Annotated in this window: 17 protein-coding genes; 8 read left to right on the forward strand and 9 right to left on the reverse strand. The window is 42.2% G+C overall.

From position 1 onward, the window contains the following. Positions 1–145: 145 nt before the first annotated feature. Positions 146–358 (reverse strand): hypothetical protein, encoded by a 213-nt coding sequence (locus tag FIS9605_RS0106920; RefSeq protein ID WP_026731941.1) that lies wholly within the window; start codon positions 356–358, stop codon positions 146–148. 423 nt (positions 359–781) lie between these two features. Between FIS9605_RS0106920 and FIS9605_RS0106925 the strand changes: the two genes are divergently transcribed. The 3 genes from FIS9605_RS0106925 to bioF all read left to right on the forward strand — a co-directional run bounded on the left by FIS9605_RS0106925 (position 782) and on the right by bioF (position 3,452). Continuing rightward, positions 782–1,531, forward strand: a complete 750-nt coding sequence (locus tag FIS9605_RS0106925; RefSeq protein ID WP_026731942.1) for a sucrose-phosphate phosphatase — start codon at positions 782–784, stop codon at positions 1,529–1,531. Further along, positions 1,528–2,166, forward strand: a complete 639-nt coding sequence (gene ruvA, locus FIS9605_RS0106930) for a Holliday junction branch migration protein RuvA (protein ID WP_026731943.1) — start codon at positions 1,528–1,530, stop codon at positions 2,164–2,166. The genes FIS9605_RS0106925 and ruvA overlap by 4 nt, the downstream gene beginning before the upstream one ends. A 98-nt stretch (positions 2,167–2,264) precedes the next feature. After that, entirely contained in the window at positions 2,265–3,452 is a 1,188-nt protein-coding gene (bioF, locus tag FIS9605_RS0106935) for an 8-amino-7-oxononanoate synthase (RefSeq protein WP_026731944.1), read from the forward strand. Positions 3,453–3,476: 24 nt separating this feature from the next. Here bioF and FIS9605_RS0106940 read toward each other — a convergent pair whose 3' ends face one another. Both FIS9605_RS0106940 and FIS9605_RS0106945 read right to left on the reverse strand, forming a co-directional pair. Beyond that, on the reverse strand, positions 3,477–4,016 hold the full coding sequence (locus FIS9605_RS0106940; protein WP_026731945.1) for a hypothetical protein: 540 nt from the start codon (positions 4,014–4,016) through the stop codon (positions 3,477–3,479). A gap of 328 nt (positions 4,017–4,344) precedes the next feature. Continuing rightward, a complete protein-coding gene (locus tag FIS9605_RS0106945) occupies positions 4,345–4,854 on the reverse strand; it encodes a MarR family winged helix-turn-helix transcriptional regulator (RefSeq protein WP_026731946.1) in 510 nt (169 codons plus the stop codon). A gap of 543 nt (positions 4,855–5,397) precedes the next feature. Between FIS9605_RS0106945 and FIS9605_RS0106950 the strand changes: the two genes are divergently transcribed. From FIS9605_RS0106950 to FIS9605_RS0106970, 5 genes are all read left to right on the forward strand, one after another. After that, entirely contained in the window at positions 5,398–9,054 is a 3,657-nt protein-coding gene (locus FIS9605_RS0106950; RefSeq protein ID WP_026731947.1) for a PAS domain S-box protein, read from the forward strand. 132 nt (positions 9,055–9,186) lie between these two features. Beyond that, positions 9,187–10,398: an EAL domain-containing response regulator gene (locus tag FIS9605_RS0106955; protein WP_026731948.1), complete on the forward strand. Its 1,212-nt coding sequence runs from the start codon at positions 9,187–9,189 to the stop codon at positions 10,396–10,398. A 30-nt stretch (positions 10,399–10,428) separates the two neighbouring features. Continuing rightward, positions 10,429–12,738 carry an NACHT domain-containing protein gene (locus FIS9605_RS0106960; protein WP_026731949.1) on the forward strand — a complete coding sequence of 770 codons (2,310 nt, stop codon included), beginning with the start codon at positions 10,429–10,431 and terminating at the stop codon, positions 12,736–12,738. Positions 12,739–12,811: 73 nt separating this feature from the next. Beyond that, complete coding sequence (locus FIS9605_RS36430; RefSeq protein WP_035139435.1) at positions 12,812–14,092, forward strand: glycosyltransferase; 1,281 nt, start codon at positions 12,812–12,814, stop codon at positions 14,090–14,092. Positions 14,093–14,159: 67 nt separating this feature from the next. Continuing rightward, positions 14,160–15,503: a PQQ-dependent sugar dehydrogenase gene (locus tag FIS9605_RS0106970; protein WP_026731950.1), complete on the forward strand. Its 1,344-nt coding sequence runs from the start codon at positions 14,160–14,162 to the stop codon at positions 15,501–15,503. A 71-nt stretch (positions 15,504–15,574) separates the two neighbouring features. Here the strand turns inward: FIS9605_RS0106970 and FIS9605_RS0106975 are convergent, their stop codons facing one another. From FIS9605_RS0106975 to FIS9605_RS0107005, 6 genes are all read right to left on the reverse strand, one after another. Continuing rightward, positions 15,575–16,333 carry a HEAT repeat domain-containing protein gene (locus FIS9605_RS0106975; protein WP_026731951.1) on the reverse strand — a complete coding sequence of 253 codons (759 nt, stop codon included), beginning with the start codon at positions 16,331–16,333 and terminating at the stop codon, positions 15,575–15,577. Positions 16,334–16,480: 147 nt separating this feature from the next. After that, complete coding sequence (locus tag FIS9605_RS0106980; protein WP_026731952.1) at positions 16,481–17,065, reverse strand: GNAT family N-acetyltransferase; 585 nt, start codon at positions 17,063–17,065, stop codon at positions 16,481–16,483. A gap of 13 nt (positions 17,066–17,078) precedes the next feature. Continuing rightward, positions 17,079–17,297, reverse strand: a complete 219-nt coding sequence (locus tag FIS9605_RS0106985; RefSeq protein ID WP_026731953.1) for a hypothetical protein — start codon at positions 17,295–17,297, stop codon at positions 17,079–17,081. Between the two features lie 139 nt (positions 17,298–17,436). Next, on the reverse strand, positions 17,437–17,862 hold the full coding sequence (locus tag FIS9605_RS0106990; RefSeq protein WP_026731954.1) for a hypothetical protein: 426 nt from the start codon (positions 17,860–17,862) through the stop codon (positions 17,437–17,439). After that, positions 17,847–19,145 (reverse strand): AmpG family muropeptide MFS transporter, encoded by a 1,299-nt coding sequence (locus tag FIS9605_RS0106995; RefSeq protein ID WP_026731955.1) that lies wholly within the window; start codon positions 19,143–19,145, stop codon positions 17,847–17,849. Before FIS9605_RS0106995 ends, FIS9605_RS0106990 begins: the two co-directional genes overlap by 16 nt. 439 nt (positions 19,146–19,584) lie before the next feature. After that, a complete protein-coding gene (locus FIS9605_RS0107005) occupies positions 19,585–21,045 on the reverse strand; it encodes a DNA phosphorothioation-associated putative methyltransferase (protein ID WP_026731956.1) in 1,461 nt (486 codons plus the stop codon). Between the last annotated feature and the right edge of the window lie 26 nt (positions 21,046–21,071).

The following is a 21,071-nucleotide window of genomic DNA, read 5'->3' on the forward strand; positions in this document are numbered from 1 at the left end:
TAAATTTATTTGATTCTTAACCTGGGTTTTTCTAACTTATTGAAGCTAGATAAATATCTAAAGATGTCTATTCTCTTTTTCTATTTTGAATACCTCTTTGGGCGTAGAGAATGAGAATATTTATGGGCTCTGAACTAAGAGAAAATCATCTCTCTTTTTGCAACTTATCATGCCCTGTTCCATCAATATAGTAATCATGTCCATCCGTCATGTAGACGTGATACCTGCCTTCGTGGGCTCCAAATATTCCTAAGAAGCCTGGATCTTCTTCTTCTTCAACTTCGATTTCAGCAATTGCATCAGGATTGATTTCAACTGTCTCTCCATTTGTCGTTCTCACACTAACAAATTTTGTCATACAGCTACCCTTTCTTATCCAGTAACCTAATAAAAATTTTCTTTATAGCTTCATGCTAGCAAGCTAATAATTTCATGACAAAAGTAGCAAAAATACTTAACCAATGAAATAGCAATCAATCTCATCTGAAACTATTGCTTAAAGCTTAGTCAAGAGTCAAGAGTCAATGGTCAAGAGTTAAGGGTCAATCATTCTTTTTTGAGCTATGAACTTTTGACTTTGGACTATGGACTTTTGACTCTTGACTCCCCAAAAGGGTTTTAAATTTTTTCTGAGTGTATGAAATTCAGTGTACAGTTTGCTCGGTAATCCACTGTTGTTAGTACAATAAGCCTTCTACTTGCCCAAGGAAGGGGGATGAGATGAGTGCCAAAACGGCTTACACTTCTTTTTGATGGGTAAAGCTGACACAAAGGGGTTGCTATGGCTAGATTTATGTTTGTAACCGATTTAGATAATACCCTCGTAGGTGATGACAATGCACTGGCAGAGTTGAACGATCGCTTACAGAGACATCGCCAAGAACATGGTACAAAGATTGTTTATGCGACTGGGCGATCGCCTGTTCTTTACCGAGAACTCCAACAGGAAAAAAATCTGATGGAACCAGACGCCCTCGTTCTAGCCGTAGGAACGGAAATTTACCTTGATGGTAGCGACAGTCCCGACTCAAATTGGTCAGAAACACTTTCACAGGGTTGGGATAGAAATTTAGTATTATCTAAAACTGCGGATTTTTCTGAGTTAATTCCGCAACCAGATTCTGAACAACGTCCTTTCAAAGTGAGTTTTTTCCTTAAGCAAGAAGCATCTGTAACTGTTTTACCAAAACTAGAATCAGAATTGCTGCAATCCAATCTAAATATAAAGTTAATCTATAGCAGCGGTATAGACCTTGACATTGTGCCTCGCAGGAGCGATAAAGGTCAGGCAGTACAATTTCTCCGCCAAAAGTGGAAATTTGTAGCAGAACAAACGGTTGTCTGTGGTGATTCTGGCAATGATATTGCTTTATTCGCTGTAGGCAATGAACGGGGAATTATTGTCGGGAATGCTCGTCCAGAGTTACTCCAATGGCACAATGAAAATCCCGCTAACCACCGCTATCTGGCACAAAATGCCTGTGCAGGTGGAATTATAGAAGGTTTAAGACATTTTGGACTGATAGAATGATTAGTTATCTTAAAGGCATCGTTGCTGGCATTCAAAAACATAGCGGTAATCGTTATATCCTTACTCTCGAAGTTAACGGTATAGGGTATGATTTGCAAATCCCGGCGCGGTTGGCGCAGCAATTACCGGAGTCAGGGGGTGAAGTGCAAGTGTTTACCCATTACCAAATTCGAGAGGAGGTGCCATTACTATATGGTTTTGGTTCGCCAGGAGAACGAGACTTGTTTCGCCACTTGCTAAGTGTTAGTGGTATTGGTGCTGCTTTAGCGATCGCCTTGTTGGACACTCTGGAACTCCCAGAGTTAGTCCAGACGATTATCACTGGCAATGTGCAATTGTTGATTCAAACCCCCGGTGTCGGCAAAAAAACCGCCGAACGCATTTGTTTGGAATTGAAAACCAAGTTGATCGAATGGCGTAAAACAGCAGGGTTTTTCGTCGCGACAGGTGGCCCGGCACCAGGAATTCTCGAAGAAGTGCAAATGACTCTCTTAGCATTGGGCTATACTCCAACTGAGGTTAGTCACGCCTTACATGTAGTCAGTGAAGATATTGGACTGCCCAAAGATGCCTATGTGGAAGATTGGATTAAACAGGCGATCGCTCATCTCAGTAGTAGTGAATGTAGTCATTAGTCATTAGTCAAGAGTAATTAATTATTAGTTATTAGTTATTAGTTAGTGGTTAGTGGTTATTCTCCCACTCCCTCACTCCCCCACCTCCCCATCTCCTCATGACCGACGCTTACGCTTGGATAGAACAATCTCTGGCAACAATTCACCGTGCGGACTGGTATCGTTCGGTACAAACAATTAATGGCAGATCTGGGGCGATGGTGCTTTTAGAAGGGCGAGAGGTAATTAATTTTGCCAGTAATGATTACTTAGGGCTGGCTGGGAATGAGCGCTTGATTGCTGCGGCTACTGCTGCTGTTCAAGAATTTGGCACTGGTTGTACTGGTTCGAGATTACTCAGCGGACATCGAGAATTACACCAGGAACTAGAAAAAGCGATCGCATCCTTCAAGCAAACAGAAGATGCAGTTGTATTCAGTTCAGGGTATTTGGCGAATTTGGGTACAATAACTGCTCTAGTGGGCAAACGGGATTTAATATTAGCTGACCAGTACAATCATTCCAGTCTGAAAAATGGGGCAATCCTTAGTGGTGCAACCACTATTGAATACCCGCATTGTGATGTCCAAGCTTTAAGGAGCGAGTTGCAACGATTGCGGCAAGATTACCGACGCTGTTTGATCGTTACCGATAGCGTCTTCAGCATGGATGGAGATTTATGCCCTTTACCTGCACTATTAGATCTCGCCCAAGAGTATAGCTGTATGCTGTTAGTCGATGAAGCTCATGCCACCGGGGTACTAGGAAAAACTGGTGCGGGGTGTGTCGAACATTTTGGATGTACAGGCAGGCAGTTAGTTCAAATTGGCACATTAAGTAAAGCTTTAGGAAGCTTAGGTGGGTATGTCGCTGGAAGTGCAACTCTGATTGACTTTTTGCGAAATCGAGCAGCAAGTTGGATTTATACCACCGCGCTTTCGCCCGCAGATACAGCCGCAGCGTTAGCAGCAATAAATATTGTTCAGCAAGAACCGCAACAGCGCACTAGATTGTGGAAAAATGTAGATTACTTAAAAATTTTGATCCAAGAGCAGTTACCCAATCTGCAATTACTGCCTTCGCAATCACCCATACTTTGTTTTCAATTGCCAAGTGCAGCAGACGTACTTAAAGCCGGAAGCCAACTAAAATCTGCTGGTATTTTTGCCCCTGCGATTCGTCCTCCCACCGTTCCTACGAGTAGGATCAGAATTTCTCTAATGGCAACTCATCAAGCAGCGCATATAGAGAAACTAATAGAAGTTCTCAAAGGTATTGACTGTGATGACTTGATCAAATCCAGATGATTAGTAGCAGCCCACAACCCTAGTTTAACTATCAGAAACAACAGCTTCTTTTTGCTCCTCTTTCTTGACATTTCGCCTTCTCCAAGGCTTGAGAACCGAAATAACAATGACGGCTAAAATACAGATATTCTGAACGATCGCACCCACAAGCATTGCCTTGTAGTCAAACACATACAGTGGATTTTGCAATGCTTGTAACCTTTCTGCTTGGGAAATCGCAGTCATTGCATTTACCCACGGGCCTAACCAAATTGTTCCAAAGACAATAAGTGTTACTGTCGCTACCCACTTCACTATCACCCAGTAGTGTTTAAAAAATCCCCAAATTGTTAGCCAGCAGAGTAGTCCACCTGTTAATAAGGATAGGTTAGCAGCAGGGATAATCACAAAGTCATCTAGCAACTTCATAACTGAGTTGATGGCGTACAGTTGATCACCGTTGATAGTATTGCGGTTACTCAGAGCGATCGCAATCATACATAAAGCAGTTCCAAACCAAATTCCTCCAAAGGCAACATGTAACGACAGCAACCAGTTTTTTTGCTTGACGCTCAGTTTCTTCATACTGCTTTACCTGCAATTTTTTAGTAATGTCATTTTCCTAGCTTTGCTTAGTACAACATTGCGTAAGTTCGCGCACAAAGTTTTTGCAGCAAGACTGTGCGCCCTTGGTGCGTTTGTTTATGCAAAGCTGCACTTAGCCACCTTATAATTAGCAAACTAATCAAATTTTACAACAGGTCAGACTCTTCGGCAACAGATGGACAAATTAAGGGAACTCCAAAAATAAATTATCCAACTCCTGCATCCCACACGGTTTCTTCTTCTTTGTCTTCCTTGTTCTTCAAGTCTTGCGAGCGATTGGATATTTTTTTATTTGGAAGTCCCTAAGTTATGGATCAAGCATCGCTGGAGTTCCAGCCTGTACCTTTGCTAGCAATTCAATTAGTGTCTTTTTCTCCACTTCAGTGAGATGAGCCATTAACCCTGTAGTGCGGCAAAAGTGGTCTGGTAACATTTGGGATAATAACTGTCGCCCCTTTTGAGTCAATTGCACGCTAAGCATCCGCCTATCATCTGGGTAAGGCTGGCGTTTAACTAGTCCATCTCGTTCTAGTCCATCAAGAAGTCCTGTAACAGTTGCTCTGGTAACACCCGCACGTTCTGCACATTGCGATGGTGTTAATCCTTTGTTATCCGCTTGAAACAACTGCATCAAGAGGGTAAATTTTCCCATTGACAAACCATAACGAGCAAAATGAACATCTAAAGCTGTATAAACATCAATTGTTGTAGACAGAAAAGCTAAACATGTCTCTACAGAAGCGATATCCAATTCTGGAAAACGATGAGCAAGATTTTCTAGAGTTTGGCGATTAACAAAAGGACGTAATGTAACCACAGTCTTCGATAAATTTGATTAGCTAACTAACTATAAGGTAACTTAAAAGTAATTTCGTCTATAAGCTCGACTTTATCCATTTTCCCAAACAGCGATCGCTTATTTAAGCTATAGGACTCATATTTGATTTTTGAAATATACGTAGGCAAAAAGGGGTGTGGATTTTCCTCCCCCTTTATTGCCGTTGCGTTATGCCTCTGGCTAACGCACCATCCAAAGGCTTTGGTGCGTTACGCGATCGCGTAACACTTAGATTTTTTCATAAATCAAATCGGATTCCTATATTTCCGTTTCAGATACCGCAAACAGCACAAAGGTGGCTTTAGAAACCTAGCTTGTGAGTCATCGACAGTGAATTTACAGTTATCTAAGTATTTACACGATTGACATTAGTGTTTTTATTAACAATAAATATTTTATATCTAAATATTCTATCAAGGATTAACGCAAGCCAATGTTACATTTACTGCACAAAAATCTAAAGATAATAGTTAAATATGCTACTATCCATCAAATTTTTCATCAAGGCTATTGCAATTATCTATGCACGCCTTAACTCAGGTTGTTCATCTTCCATCGTTAGATTCAGCAATTGACTTTTCTCCTCTGACCGTTACACCAGACACGTCATTACTAGATGTAGTAACGCTAATGAGTCGGCAGCAAGCAAGTTGCGTTTTGGTAGTGGAGAATCTAACAACCGATGGCTTGCAGGTAGTGGGGTGGTTCACGCAGCAAGATGCGATCGCGCTGCTCTCCTGTGGCTTTGACTTCAGAACAGCTAAGGTTTCACAAGTAATGGTTACACCAGTAATTACCCTGAACTATTTTGAGGTTAAAAGCATTACATTTATATTATTGACTTTACGACAGTATAAGTTGCCTATGCTACCAATTGTTGCTGAGCGAGGTCAACTAATTGGAATAGTTACATTAGACACTATTTATCAAGCACTACAAATTCTGCCTTGCTCTTCCGTTGAAGGAGAGGCTGTTGGTGTAGCGGTTCTCAAAGATAAGCAACAACCTAAATTGTCGTCGAACGTGAACTGCTGTAAATTAGGTAAATTTCAAATGGAAGCAGACACGGAAGAACGACTGCGTTTGTTAGAGTCAGCGGTTGTCAATGCTAACGATGCCATTGTCATCGTAGCAGCTGATGCGCTGGATGAACCATTGGGTCCGCAAATAATCTATGTCAACGAAGCCTTTACCCGGATGAGTGGTTGGTCTGCAACTGAAGTTATAGGCAAAACTCCGCGAATTCTCCAGGGTGAGTTAACAGATCGCGTCCAGCTAGATCGAATTCGCGCCGCGCTTCAAAATGGTTTGCCAATCAGAGCGGAGTTAATTAATTACCACAAAAATGGTTCTACATACTGGGTTGAGGTAAACATCGTCCCAATTGCAGATCGAAAGGGTAAAATTACTCATTTTGTTTCAGTACAACGGGATATTACTAAACGCAAACTTACAGAAGAAGCACTACGCGCCAGCGAAGCCCTATTACGTGAAGTCACAGAAAACATTCGCCAAGTTTTGTTTGTGCGAGATATCAAGCAAAACAAAATAGTGTACGTCACTCCAGCTTATGAAGACATTTGGGGACGTAGCTGCTCAAATCTCTACGAAAATTCCCTCGACTTTTTAGAGGCTATCCATCCACTCGATCGCGATCGCGTCATTGCAGGGATGAAATCTCAAGCTGCGGGGAAAAATTACAACGAAGAATATCGAATTGTGCGCCCTGATGGAGAGGTTCGCTGGATTTATACACGAGCTTTTCCTCTGCAAAATGAATTGGGAGAAGTTTACCGTGTTGTTGGTATTTCTGAAGATATTAGCGAACTCAAGCAAGCACAAGCAGATCTAAAGCAGGCAAATGCAGAGTTGGAAAAACGAGTGGAGGAGCGAACGCTAGCTTTACAGCAAATCAATCGTCAACTCAGACATGAAATTAGCGATCGCAAACAAGCAGAAGCTGCATTACGGCAAACTCAACAACAGCTACAGGCAATTTTAGATAACTGTCCAGCGATTGTTTACGTGGTAGATACTCAAAACAGATTCCTGCTGATTAACCGCCAGTATGAAAAGGTATTTCACTGTACCAAACAGCAGGTTACAGGCAAAAGTATATACAACTTTTTTTGCAGTGAATTTGCTGATATATTTGCAGTTAATAATCAAAATGTCCTCACTAGTGGCAAACCCGTAGAAGCTGAAGAAATTGCTCCCCAGGAGGATGGATTACACACTTATTTTTCTGTCAAGTTTGCTTTAAAAGATGCAAATGGTGTGCCTTATGCAATTTGTGGCATTTCTACAGACATTACCGATCGCAAACACGCCAACGAGTCTCTTGTGCGTTTTCGCACAGCTATAGAAAGTAGCAGCGATGCTATTGGTATGGCTGAAATCGGTGGTGAGGGAATTTACGTTAACCCAGCGTTTGTCGAATTGTTTGAGTACACTTTGGCAGAATTGCAGGCTGCTGGGGGAGCGCCAGTTCTTTACATTAATAAAGCAGAGTGTAAACAAATCTTTGCAACTGTCGAGAACGGTCAGTCTTGGCGTGGTGAAGTGAAGATGCAAACCAAGAGAGGTCGGATCTTAGACATTGACCTCCGTGCTGACGCCATTAAAGATGCCACAGGTAAAATTATTGGAACTGTCGGTATTCATACTGATATTACTGAGCGTAAGCGAGTAGAAGAAAGACTGCGTTTACGCGATCGCGCGATCGCTGCTAGCAGTAATGGCGTAGTTATTTCGGATGCCAGACTGCCAAATTTGCCAATTATCTATGCTAATCCTGCTTTTGAATACATAACTGGTTATTCCCTAGAAGAAGTTATTGGTAGAAACTGCCGTTTTCTTCAAGGTGCTGATACCAATCAGCCGGAGATCAAAGAACTTAGCATTGCCATCCGGCAAGCACGAAATTGTACCGTGATATTACGCAACTATCGTAAAGATGGTAGCTTGTTTTGGAACGAATTAAGTGTTTCTCCTGTGTTTGACACCGACGGTAATTGCACCCACTACGTCGGCATTCAGAATGATATCACCGAGCGCATGCAGGCAGAGATGGCGTTGTTAGTCTCGCAACAGCGACTGCAATATTTACTCTCTGCGACTCCAGCTGTTATTTATACCTGCAAACCTCATGGAGATTACGGTGCTACCTTCATTAGTGACAATATCACTGTCATGATGGGTTATGAATCTCAGGAATTTGTCGAAGATTCAGCTTTTTGGATGAACCACATCCACCCAGAAGACTTATCGTGTGTATTTGCTGATGTGTCAACAGTATTTGAGCAAGGAGAATACAGTTGCGAATACCGCTTTTTGCATAAGGATGGTACTTATCGCTGGGTATACGATCAAGCCCAACTAGTGCGTGATGATGCTGGTAATCCAGTGGAAATTGTCGGTTATTGGGCAGATATTACAAAACGCAGACAATTGGAAGAAGAATTGAGAACAGCACTAGAGAAAGAAAAAGAACTCAACGAACTCAAATCTCGCTTTATAACCATGACTTCCCATGAATTTCGCACACCATTGAGTACCATCCTTTCTTCTTCAGAATTGCTGGAACACTACCGCCACAAATGGACAGAAGAAAAACAACTCTCGCACGTACATCGTATTCAAGTTGCTGTTAAACACATGACTAATATGTTGAATGATGTGTTGGTGATTGGCAAGGCAGAAGTGGGAAAACTAGATTTTAAGCCAGCACCTCTGGATTTAGTTGAATACTGCCGTTACTTGGTAGAAGAATTACAATTTGATATCAACACTCAACATGCGATCGCTTTTAACTGTGAATATGAATCGATACCCTGCTGCATGGATGAAAAATTGCTCGGACATATTCTCAGAAATTTACTCTCGAATGCGATTAAATATTCCCCCAATGGTAATACTGTCAAATTTAGTCTGACTTGTCGAGAACAGCGAGCCATACTTGAAATACAAGATCAAGGAATTGGTATTCCGCAAGAAGACTTACCGCATTTATTTGAATCATTCCATCGCGCTACCAATGTTGGCAATATCCAAGGTACAGGTTTAGGACTGACTATTGTGAAAAAGTGTGCAGATTTACATCAAGGTGAAATTTTTGTAACTAGTGAAGTGGGAATAGGAACGAAGTTTACTGTGGCTTTGCCATTAAAAAACGGTTAGTGGATAGTGGTTAGTGGTAAACAAACAACCACCAACTACTAACTACCAACCAATGTACAGACGTGCCATGGCACGTCTCTACAACTAATAACTACTAACTACTAACTAGTAACTAAAACAAATGAGGATATTATGACCAAAATATTAGTAATCGAAGACGAAAAATCAGTACGTGAAAATCTTGTGGAATTGTTGGAAGCTGAGGATTTTGAAACTATTTGTGCTGCCAATGGACAAGTAGGTTTACATTTAGCTCTAACTGAAGCTCCTGACTTAATTTTATGCGATTTGATGATGCCAGAACTGGATGGTTATGGTGTGCTAACAACATTACGCCAAGAACTTCTAACAGCAACTATCCCATTTATTTTTCTAACAGCTAAAGCAACTAAATCTGACTTTCGTCAAGGCATGGATCTAGGCGCTGATGACTATATTACAAAGCCATTTACTCGTGCTGAATTATTAAGTGCGATTGATAGCCGCCTACAAAAACGATTTACTTTGAAACAGTATTTTTCCGATAGTCTGCAACCGAAAGCTTTTAGCTCAGAAATGCTGGTTGTAAAAAGTATTTTACACGAGGCTATTGAACAGGGGCATTTTCGACAATTTTATGTTGAATATCAGCCACAAGTAGATATTGCATCTGGTCAAATCATTGCTGCGGAAGCCTTATTACGTTGGCAAAGCCCTGAATTGGGAATGGTTGCTGCTTCAGAATTAATTCCGTTGGCAGAATCTACAGGTTTAATTATCCCTATTGGTGAATGGGTATTACAAAGTGTCTGTCAACAAAATAAAATCTGGCAAGATGCAGGTTATTCTCCATTGCGTATTGCTGTTAATTTGTCAGCACGTGAATTCACTCAGCCAGATTTGAGTCAAAAAATAGTGAAATTTTTAGCAGCCAATAATTTAGAACCGGATTACCTAGAATTAGAGCTGACTGAAAGCTTAATTATGCAAGATGTAAATACTGCGATCGCCACAATGAATGAATTGCGCTCACTCGGTGTAAAAATTGCCATTGATGATTTTGGTACAGGATATTCTTCTTTGATGTACCTGAAAAAGTTGCCTATTAATAAGTTGAAAATTGACCGCTACTTTATTCACAATGTTGTCAACGACTCCCAAAAAGCAGCTATTACAACAGCATTAATTCAAATGGGTCACAATCTCAATCTCCAGGTAATTGCTGAAGGCGTAGAAACAGAAGCAGAACTTGATTTTTTACGTCAATATCAATGTGATGCCATGCAAGGATTTCTCTTCAGCCGTCCTTTACCTGTAATAGAATTTCAAAAGTTTTTGTTACTTGAAAAACTCGGGAATTTATAAAATTATCCCAGCAAGCATAATATTAAAGTTATGGCAAAGCGATCGCTCCAAGCGTCAGCCCAAGGTATTAGAAAAGCCAAACAGGCTTTTAGGCGTAAAAACTGGACACAAGAATATCTAGCTGGTGAAGTAGGTTTAGAAACTCGTCAGCCTATTTGGAAGTTTTTTACTGGTAAACCTGTTGACCGCCAAGTCTTTCAGGAGATTTGCTTTGTCTTAGAATTAAACCCAGAAGAAATTGCTGAACAGCCTACTATTGAGGATGAATCAATTCCTTTTGAGATAATACCGGAAAATACTTCAGATATTGATGTCTTAGTACAAAAGGCGCGTTTGGCTCACCAAGAGAAAATTCAGGCTCAGTGTGGCACTTTGCACCTTTTAGATATTGCTAGACCCATCGAGTTAGATGACCTTTATGTAGAAGTCAATGTTTTTGAGGAAATCACTAGTCAAAGATGGCTAGAAATTGCCGATTTACAAAAGTTAGACTCGAATGATTTTGACCGTTTTAGCTTAGGTAACATCAATCAACAATGGATTACCGGTTTAGAGGCAGTTTTAAAATATTCTAAGCTAATGGTGCTGGGTAAAACAGGTTCTGGTAGAACTACTTTTTTGCAATCAATTGCAATTTATTGTAATCAAGGTAAATTTCAGCCAGATTGCTTACCCATTTTTATCAGCTTGAAACACTTTGCCGAAAATACTAGTGAAGATTATCAAATTAACTTATCAAAATATCTTTATCAAGAGTTTAGTGACTGTGGTATTACTGAAGCAGATATATCTACAATATTTTCTCATGGTAAAGCAATAATTTTGTTGGATGGTTTAGATGAATTAACAGATGAAGATAGCGATAAAGTTATCAGAGAAATTCGCAATTTTAACGAAAAATATTATAAAAATATAATAATTATTACTTGTCGCATTGCTGTCCATCAATATAAGTTTAAAGGATTTACTGAAGTTGAAATCGCCGATTTTAGTAAATCACAAATCGCAGCTTTTGCAGATAAGTGGTTTGTGGCTGTAGCTAAAAACTCTCTCTGGGAAGGAAAAGCAAAAGCTTCTGAGTTTATGCAGAAGTTAGAATTGCCAGAAAATCAGCAAATTCTTGAGTTAGCAACCACACCGATTTTGCTAAATCTCACTTGCTTAGTATTTCAGTTTTTAGGAGATTTCCCTACCTTACGTTCAGAACTCTACAAACAAGCATTGGAACTATTATTAGTGCGTTGGGATGAAGCCAGAGGCATTAAACGAGATGAAGTTTATCGCAATTTGTCATTGATACATAAAATTAAGTTACTTTGTCGTGTCGCGACAACTACCTTTACTCAAGGAGATTACTTTTTTCCAGAGACTAAAATACAGCAACTCATTGCTGACTATCTACGCCAGCTTCCCCATCCACCAACGGATTTAGAAGCATTGCAACTCGATAGTAAAGCTGTGCTAAAAGCTATTGAAGCGCAACATGGATTATTACTTGAACAAGCACGGGGAATTTATTCTTTTTCTCATTTGACTTTTCAAGAGTATTTGACCGCGAGAGAAATTGTTGCTAGTGCCAATTCCCAAGCGCTGCAAGAATTTGTCACCCATGTGGGGAAAAAACGTTGGCGAGAAGTCTTTTTACTTGCTGCGGGAATGATGCAACCAGCAGATGATTTATTGTTGTTAATGAAGCAACAAATAGATATCTTAGGAATATCAAATCAAAAATTACAAAATTTTCTCGTTTGGTTAGGGGAAAAATCTTCTACAGTCAATGGATCTTATTACCCCGCTAGCGTGCGTGCCTTTTACTTTACCCTTGCTCTCCCTCCGGATCATCCTCTAGCTTATAACCAAAATTTGGCTTTATCTTTGGATCGTCGCCTAGCTGGAAAACTTGCTGTTGATTTAGCCTTAGACTTGGCTTTAATACATGCCCTTGCTGTTAGTCTGAAGATAACTGGTGATATTTTCTGTCAACGCTTGTCTGCGATCGCTCTTGCCCTTGACTTGCAACATTTACTACAGGATCGTCCTGCTTTAGAACAATCTCTGCAACAGCTACACGCCGAACTTCCATCTCCACAGGAAAGTAGAATAACTCTCAAGGCATGGTGGCAAGCGAATAGAGAAACTTGGACTGGTAAGTTGCGAAATCTCATTGTTAGCGATCGCCAAATTGGTCACGATTGGCAGTTCGATGAAAGCGAGTTGCAAATATTACAGCAGTATTGGAATGCTAACAAGTTGCTGCTAGATTGCCTCAATAATGCTGGGAATGTCACTTTCACTACGATTAGATCAATAGAGAAAAATTTGTTTTTAGTCAATAGTTAGTTTGACCGTCAATGAGAAATTGAAGCGGGTCGGTTTATCGATACAGTAATGATGCTGAACGAGAGGCAAAATAGTGAGTCAAATAGTTTTAACCACGATCGGTTCCTTGGGCGATCTACATCCCAAAATTGCGATCGCGCTTGAATTACGCAAACGCGGTCATGATGTGGTCTTTGTGACGCACAAAGAGTATCAATCCAAAGTTGAAGCCTTGGGATTTGAGTTTCATCGGATGCGTCCTGACAATACCGCTCTTAACGATCCTCAAGAGATGGCACGGATGATGGATTTGCACAAAGGCTCAGAGTATATCGTCCGAAATTGGGTTTGCCCGAGTTTACGTGAGATGTATGCGGACTTGATGCACAGTGCAAAAGATGCGGATTTCATCTTTGCAGGTGAAGGAGTCATTGCGGCTCCATTAGTAGCTGAAAAATTAGGGATGCAATGGGCATCGAGTGCTATGGCACCGATCTCATTTTTCTCCACTTACGACCCGCCCGTGTTAGCTCCGTTTCCATTTCTCGCTAAACTGCGTGGGTTTGGCTCGATCGTCAATCGAGGTGTTATCAACTTTGCAAAGGTTGTCAGTCAGTCTTGGGGGGAACCTGTCCATCTATTTCGACGTGAACTGGGATTACCTCCATTAATAGGCAATCCTTTCATTGACGACAAGTTTTCACCTTACCTTGTACTTGCGCTGTTTTCTCCTGTCTTGGCGAAGCCTCAACCTGATTGGGTTGCAAACACAGTCATTGCAGGCTTCACGTTTTATGATGGCAGTTCCAACAGGACGGAACTTACTCTAGAACTGAAGCAATTTTTGAATGCAGGTGAACCGCCAATTATTTTTACCCTCGGTTCGGCCGCAGTGATGGATCCTGGTAACTTCTATCAGGAAAGTATTCAAGCTGCAAAACAGTTAAACCGCCGTGCTATCCTGTTGGTTGGTAAAAATACGCCTCCAGATAATCTTTCAAAAGATATTCTGGCTGTTAGCTATGTTCCATATTCCCAAATTTTTCCTTATGCTTGTGCAATCGTCCATCAAGGAGGTATTGGAACAACGGCTCAAGCGTTACGTGCTGGTCGTCCAACTCTCGTGATGCCCTACAGTCATGACCAGCCGGACAATGCAGCACGAGTCGAACGCTTAGGAACTTCCCGCACGATTCCCCGTAAGCAATATTTAGCGTCACGTGTAGCAAAGGAGTTAAGTGAGTTGTTAGAGAATCCCAACTATGCAGCAAAAGCAACAGAAATCGGACACATCATACAGGCAGAGAATGGTGTAAGTGTAGCGTGTGATGCGATTGAAAAACAGCTTCAAACAGCCTCAATAAATCAGCTTTAGGACTGGCGACAGCACTTGAATCTGCAATATACCTTTGTAAGGCTGTATTTGAATTGAAATTGCTACGATGAATTCCTCTAGGGGTTGCTTGCTGCTACTTTTTCTACTAACCACAGGTGTAGCCTGTAATCAAAATACTCGTGCTTTTTTGGATACTTCCACACCAGAAACTTCTGCACCTTCACCTCAGCTAGCACAGAATTCTACACAAACAAAAAATATCGTTCGCACCGAACCACTTTCACCTACACCCATTCGCATTAATCTTAAAGATTTACCAAAACCATTCGCGACTGAAAGCGCCTCGAAGTCACCTCAAGTAGTACCAATTCCTGCTAACCCGACACTGCGCGTACCACCTGGCTTTACAGTCAACGTCTTTGCCGAAGGTCTAGATGCGTCGCGCTGGCTGGCACTAACTCCCAGTGGTGATGTGCTGGTGACAGAAACCAGGCAAAACCGCATTCGCCTATTGCGCGATACTAATGGTGATGGTGTCGCGGATGTGCAACAGACGTTTGCTAGTGCCAAAAATGGATTAAATATTCCCTTTGGTATGGCTTTTGCTGGTGATTCTTTCTTTTTAGGCAACACCGATGCTGTTCTGCGGTTTCCCTACACCAAAGGTCAGCAACAACTTACTGGTACTGGTCAAAAAATTGCCGATCTTCCCGGTGGTGGCTACAATCAGCACTGGACGCGCAACGTGATTGCTTCACCTAATGGCAAGCAGCTATACGTTTCTGTTGGTTCCCGTTCCAACGTGGATGAAGAACCCTTGCCACGGGCTTCAGTGCAGGTTATGAATTTGGATGGTTCCAACCAGCAGACTTTTGCCTCTGGTTTGCGTAACCCAGTTGGTTTAGATTTTCATCCGGTAACTCAGCAACTTTACACCACTGTCAACGAACGAGATGGTATGGGCGATGACTTGGTTCCTGACTATTTGACACGTATTCAACAGGGAGAATTCTACGGCTGGCCTTATGCATACCTAACACCAAACAACCTCGACCCCCGTCAAACAAATAACGGCAAGAGTAAACGCCCGGATTTGGTACAGCGTACCCGCACTCCAGAGGTGCTATTTCAAGCACACTCGGCTGCTTTGGGATTGCAATTTTACGACGGAAAGACTTTTCCCGAAAAGTACCGTAACGGCGCTTTTGTTGCTTTTCGTGGTTCTTGGAACCGCGATCGCGGCACGGGCTACAAAATTGTTTTTGTTCCTTTTGATACTAAAGGACAACCACAAAATTACTATGAAGATTTTCTGACTGGTTTTCTACTAGATCCATCTATACCAACGACTTGGGGACGTCCAGTGGGTTTGCTTATCCTACCCGATGGCAGTCTAATTTTTACCGAAGAAGCCAATAATCGGATTTATCGGATTCAGTATACTGGTTAGTTGTTTGTCATTTGTCATTTGTCTAATAACTAAATAACTAATAACTAATGACCAATGACTAATGACTAAATCTAAAACCATCCTTCTTGTTCCAGAGTTTCAATCAACTGTAGTCCACGAGGATCGCCTACTCCCAAAAGTGCGGCTTTGGCATCTTCCCGTACTCCCAATTCTTCATCCTCAGCAAAGGCTTGAATCAAAGCATCAATGGCAGTTGCATAGACGACATTAGAAGGCAGTTCGCGGCACAACTGTCCAATTGCCCAAGCGCTGTTACTCCGCACTGGTGCGATAGGATCTTGCACTAAAGCTTCAATCAACGGTGGTATCGCCCCAACAACAGCTTCATAACCTACTTGCGCCATCTGTGCTAAAGAACTAGCAGCCCACAAACGCACTGCGGAAATATCGGTTCTCAAAGCATCTGCTAGGGGTGCCAAACAACGGCGATCGCGGCAGTTACCTAAGGCCCAAACCACTCCTTTGCGTACATACCCATTCCAATCTCGTCCCAACTGGGCAATCAACGGTTCTACAGCATCTGGGCTGGGGTTGCGTCCGAGTCCATATGCCGCACTCACCCTTACTAACGGACAAGTATCAGTTAACAGGCGAATCAAATGGGGAGTCGCGCGTGCATCTTCTAGATCGCAGAAAGCACGCGCTGCCAGCATTCTCTGCTGTGGCTGGGGATGCTCTAGTAGCGGTAGCATTTCCTCTGGATCGGGTTTTGGAACTTCTGACTCTGCGGTCAGCGGTTCCATTTTATCTAGAGGGCTTTCTAGCTCCACTTCAGCATCGAGTAGGCTAAGGTCATCTTCGTCGTACATACATCAAAATTACCATTACTTTGAATAGTTAGTAGTTATTAGTTAGTAGTTAGTAGTTGTAGAGACGTGCCATGGCACGTCTGTACATTGGTTAGTAGTTAGTTGTTTACCACTATCCACTAACCACTAACCACTATCCACTATCTACTAACAGTCACCATACAGAGACTTAACCATCCACAACGATTGGGTTTGATAACCGAGGTGATTGTAAAGACTTAGTGCTGCTTGGTTAGATTGAAATACTTGCAACCCCATTTGGCGATCGCCTCTTTTTTTTGCCCAGTCTTCTGCATACTGCATTAAAGCTGTACCAATGCCCCGTCGCCGATGTTCTGGTACAACGTAGAGCAGAAATATATGAGCATGGCGATCGCCTGTGACTTGGTCGATTGCATTTCCCATCCAGAGACAGGCTACGGGGTGATGGGGTGATGGGGTGATAGGGTGATGGGGGGATGGGGTGATGGGGGGATGGGGAGAACTTAATTCTATATTCTCCCCACCTCCGGTTCTCCCCACCTCCCCATCTTCCTCTACCCACCACAAGGGAGTTTGGCTGGAGAAGTATTGTTCAACCGTGCGTGCCAGATGAGAAAAATCCCCGGAAGGAAACATCTCCTGGTAAGTCAATTGCATGAACTTTACCAGCAACGCCCGATCCAAACTTGAGCCATGCCGAATACAGTACCCCGGTAGCAGTTCCTCTGCCAAACTAGAGTTTTTGCTCACTGGTATTTTGCTGTTATGACAAGTTGAGGTGAGGACAAGAATACAAGGGGAAATTGAAAGCAATATTCATATTCTCCCCATCATCCCATCTCCCTATCCCCCCATCTTCCTCAATGGGTGCGGGTGCTGCCATATCCCCAGGTAAAAAGATCCGGGCGCTGACTGCGACAAGGGCAAATAAGAAAATCAACACTACAAGTAACGGGGCAATATACTGACGAAATATAGCCATTTTGAAATTGTCAGGGGACTTTCCTGAGAAATAACTGAATATTTGTTAAGATGTCAGGATTTATTTTAGCAAGAAGACAGAGGGGTAAATATTGCTTCCTCTGTTGAGAGTTCATCCTTTACCCTTCTTCCTTCCTCTTTTACCTGCGATCGCGTTCTAAGTCGGCGATCGCTCTTTCCCAATACCAACTTTCTGGCATCTTAGGATAATCTTGCCTTGCTTGCTCTACTAAGCGTTCTGCTGCGGCTGTATCACCATCCAACATTGCGATCAGCCTGTTTTTGAGAGGATTATCAACTATACGTTGGGTTGTTAGCTGGGTTGTTGGCTCATTTGCAGGCTGGGATTGACCTGCTGTAGACGATTGAGACTGCTGTCTCCGCAATTCCCAAAATAAAACGTAATAAAGCGTGGCAAAAATTAAAATTAGGCTGAATGTTCCGAGAAAAGTGAGGAGGTTAAGTCCGAGGTATCCCAAAACTAATTGGGAAAGAACGTAGCCAAGTAAAAGTCCTGTTAATAAAAGAATGGTTGTAGCAATAACAATTATTAGTTTCTGCCCCATACATCATCTTCCTCATCTTCGAGTCCTGGTCTGGGAATTGTTATTGGTTTATGGTTCCAAGGGGCAAAGACGGGTAGCAAGAGCAACCCTGGCACAGCAGCGATGATCGTAATTAAGAAAAACGTAGACCATCCCGTGCTTTTTGCTATTGATCCAGATGGGGCAGCCAAAATATCTCGGCTGACAGCCATCAAACTGGAGAGTAATGCATACTGGGTTGCGGAAAACCGCTGGTTGCAAAGACTCATCAAAAAGGCAACAAAGGCTGCTGTTCCCAATCCACCACAGAAGTTTTCTATATTAATAGTAACTACTAGCAATTGGTAATTTTGGGCGAATTGGGGTTGAGCAAGTATAAAGTAAGCGAAGTTACTCAATGCTTGCAACACACCAAAGACCCAAAGTGAGCGATTAATACCTATTTTGCTTAAAATTACACCACCTACAAGGGCTCCAACAATAGTAGCAATTAATCCCATTCCTACCTGTATTGCCCCAATATCAGTTTTGGTGAAACCTACTGTGAGTAAAAAGGGCGTAGCCATATTACTCAACAAGGCATCGCCTAGTTTATATAGGGTAATAAAGACTAAAATCAATAATGCTTGGATAACGCCCTTGCGCTGGAAAAATTCCCCAAATGGCAAGATAACCGCTTCGGCTAAAGAAGCTGGAGGGCTAATTTGCCGTGGTTCTGGCGCAAATAAGCAGCCAAAAATACCAATTACCATCATACCTGCCATCAACAAGTAAACCGAAGACCAAGGCATCCGGTCAGCAAGTATTAGTCCCAAAGAACCTGCTATTAATAATGCCACTCGATAACCTAAAATGAAGACTGCTGCACCAGCGCCCATTTCTAATTCTGTCAAAACGTCGGTGCGGTAGGCATCCGCAGCAATATCTTGAGTCGCACTCAAAAAGGCAATAACTATGGCGTTGATGGCTAAAAGCTGTAATGCTTGTTTGGGTTGTTGAAAAGCCATGAAGGCGATCGCTACTATCAAGGCAATCTGCATCACAATTAACCAACCCCGCCGTCTCCCTAAAAATGGCAGTGTAAACCGATCTAAAAATGGCGACCACAGAAACTTGAAGGAATAAGGTAAACTGGCAAGACTAAACCAGCCAATCGCCCCCAAATCTACCTGTTCTTCGGTCATCCAAGCCTTAAGGGTAGTACCGATTAACAATAAGGGCAAACCTGATGCAAAGCCTAGCAATAATAAAGCCGCCATTTTGCGGCTTTCAAATACCTTCAGCAGAGATTGAATTTGTCTCACTATTTTTTACATTCCTCATACAAGTAAAAGGTAGAAGGCAGAAGGGAAAATTCGCTGCTTCTGTTCACAGAATTTTTTTGTTGATATTTTATGTTTAATTATGTCCACCTAGTTAACCTGGTTAATATTTCTCAGTAATTGCAATTTGATTTACCTTTTTAATTTTGATCGGGGATTGAAATATATTGCCATAACTGATGTGTAATTTCGTGCCAAGTTGGCTTAACAAGGCAGTCCCAATGAAAAAATTTTCATCACCATGCATGAAAAACCTCACAAGAACTGCCCCTCTCCTTGCTAAGGAGAGGGGTGTCCTCTCTTGACGGGGTGAGGTTACTTTCAAGTCAGACGGTCATGTGATAAATCACACAACGAGAAATGAAAATCTCTTCCCCTTTCCCCTATTTTCAGGTGAGTAGGCAGGAGTTAAAATAGTTTCTTAACTTTCGTTAAGCTGATAAACTTGATGTCCTCTTATTTCTACCTTGTGTTCAGCGAGACATTTTGCCCAACCTTCACGAGTACCAATATCGCTTTTGTGCTTGAGTAAGCCCAATTCCTGTTCTTTTTGAGCGAGTTGAGCAAATTCTTCGTAGAGCGAATAATTAGGAGTAACAAATGTCTCTTTACGGTGGAGAATAGGCGGATTTGCTCTACTTGCGTAGTCTCGGTGAGTAATCTCTAAAGTTTTTAAGTCAATAGTAATACTTGCTTTTAGTGCCGGATGGGGATCGGTGTCAAATTCTGGGTAAAGCAGGTAAGATATCTGTGGTTTTTCAGTACAAAATTTTATCAATGTTGTATCATCTACACGCCAGATGGTGCGGCTAGCACAACCCTCATAAATTCTTAATAGAGGGTCAATTTCACATAGTGCGGAAATATGTACGTATAAAGCATTACGTGTGTGTTTACCAATTTTGCTTTTTTCGCAAGTAGCTTTGACTACGCTGGGTTTTCCTAAGCTAAAAAGCTTGGCATCAGCTACTTCGCAAGCTTCTTCGTAGCTGCCAAAAAAGGCTTTAATGTCATGGCGCATTTCTGGTGCTAGCTTGTGCCATGAAGGACGACCCTGAAAGTGGGTAAGAGCGAGATAAACTTGAATATCGAGAGAACGACGATAAGCGATCGCATCCCATTCGGCTTCATCAGTTGCTTGCAAAACCACAGCAAAAGCCCGGCGGAAGTTACCAAACTCCTTTAATAATTCCTGTTCGTTCTCCAATTCACCCTTGACTGGCAATCTACCGCGTGTTGTATAAAAAGCCATGAGCGGTTGAAGCATATCTTGGTAGTCTTCAAACCGCTTGGTAGGGATGCGGACTCTTGGCGTGGAGGTTTTAGAGAAAAAGCGTATAGCTTTGTAAGCTTCTTTTTCGGCTTCATCCCGAAACACAAAGTAAATACCTAGCGCTACAGGCACGGCATCTACATTTAGTGTTTCATCAATGTATTTTTTGAGTTCTTCTTGCTGGTAATATTTCTGAAACGTATTGTGGCGGGTAACAACACCGTCGGCATAAGGTATGAGACTGCGGCTAGGGGCGTTAATCAGGACTTGGGCAGCAACAATTAATACTTTGCGCGTCAGTTGCCAAGCTGCTAGCAGGGCTTGACGCCGTTCCTCTGTGTCTTCAATGACATTCAGAATGTAGCCCAAATTAACAACATCGGCGGGAATGCGATCGCGATCGGGATAATAGTAAGGGTCCCAACCTGCACTGGTGTAACCTAAGTTTGCCACTCGCTCGACATCACCGCCGTAGCCGCAGCCATAATCAAAAAACGTGGTATCTTTGTTTAAAATTGACCACTCTATTGCCAATCGCACGGGGCGAGACAAGTCAATACGAAAAATTGCAGCTCTGTGACGTTCAATTTCGATGTAGCTCTCGGACATAAGAGCATTTTGACTTTGTTAGTAGT

It is taken from the genome of Fischerella sp. PCC 9605 (genome assembly GCF_000517105.1).
In the GTDB taxonomy this organism is placed as follows: Bacteria; Cyanobacteriota; Cyanobacteriia; order Cyanobacteriales; family Nostocaceae; genus PCC9605.

What these genes read in the sequence shown, in the direction of transcription:
- FIS9605_RS0106975 (WP_026731951.1), bottom strand. Translation starts at nt 16,333, where the DNA reads ATGTACGACGAAGATGACCTTAGCCTACTCGATGCTGAAGTGGAGCTA.
- FIS9605_RS0107005 (WP_026731956.1), bottom strand. Translation starts at nt 21,045, where the DNA reads ATGTCCGAGAGCTACATCGAAATTGAACGTCACAGAGCTGCAATTTTT.
- FIS9605_RS0106925 (WP_026731942.1), top strand. Translation starts at nt 782, where the DNA reads ATGGCTAGATTTATGTTTGTAACCGATTTAGATAATACCCTCGTAGGT.
- FIS9605_RS0106920 (WP_026731941.1), bottom strand. Translation starts at nt 358, where the DNA reads ATGACAAAATTTGTTAGTGTGAGAACGACAAATGGAGAGACAGTTGAA.
- FIS9605_RS0106960 (WP_026731949.1), top strand. Translation starts at nt 10,429, where the DNA reads ATGGCAAAGCGATCGCTCCAAGCGTCAGCCCAAGGTATTAGAAAAGCC.
- bioF (WP_026731944.1), top strand. Translation starts at nt 2,265, where the DNA reads ATGACCGACGCTTACGCTTGGATAGAACAATCTCTGGCAACAATTCAC.
- FIS9605_RS0106985 (WP_026731953.1), bottom strand. Translation starts at nt 17,297, where the DNA reads ATGGCTATATTTCGTCAGTATATTGCCCCGTTACTTGTAGTGTTGATT.
- FIS9605_RS0106940 (WP_026731945.1), bottom strand. Translation starts at nt 4,016, where the DNA reads ATGAAGAAACTGAGCGTCAAGCAAAAAAACTGGTTGCTGTCGTTACAT.
- ruvA (WP_026731943.1), top strand. Translation starts at nt 1,528, where the DNA reads ATGATTAGTTATCTTAAAGGCATCGTTGCTGGCATTCAAAAACATAGC.
- FIS9605_RS0106955 (WP_026731948.1), top strand. Translation starts at nt 9,187, where the DNA reads ATGACCAAAATATTAGTAATCGAAGACGAAAAATCAGTACGTGAAAAT.
- FIS9605_RS0106970 (WP_026731950.1), top strand. Translation starts at nt 14,160, where the DNA reads ATGAATTCCTCTAGGGGTTGCTTGCTGCTACTTTTTCTACTAACCACA.
- FIS9605_RS0106990 (WP_026731954.1), bottom strand. Translation starts at nt 17,862, where the DNA reads ATGGGGCAGAAACTAATAATTGTTATTGCTACAACCATTCTTTTATTA.
- FIS9605_RS0106950 (WP_026731947.1), top strand. Translation starts at nt 5,398, where the DNA reads ATGCACGCCTTAACTCAGGTTGTTCATCTTCCATCGTTAGATTCAGCA.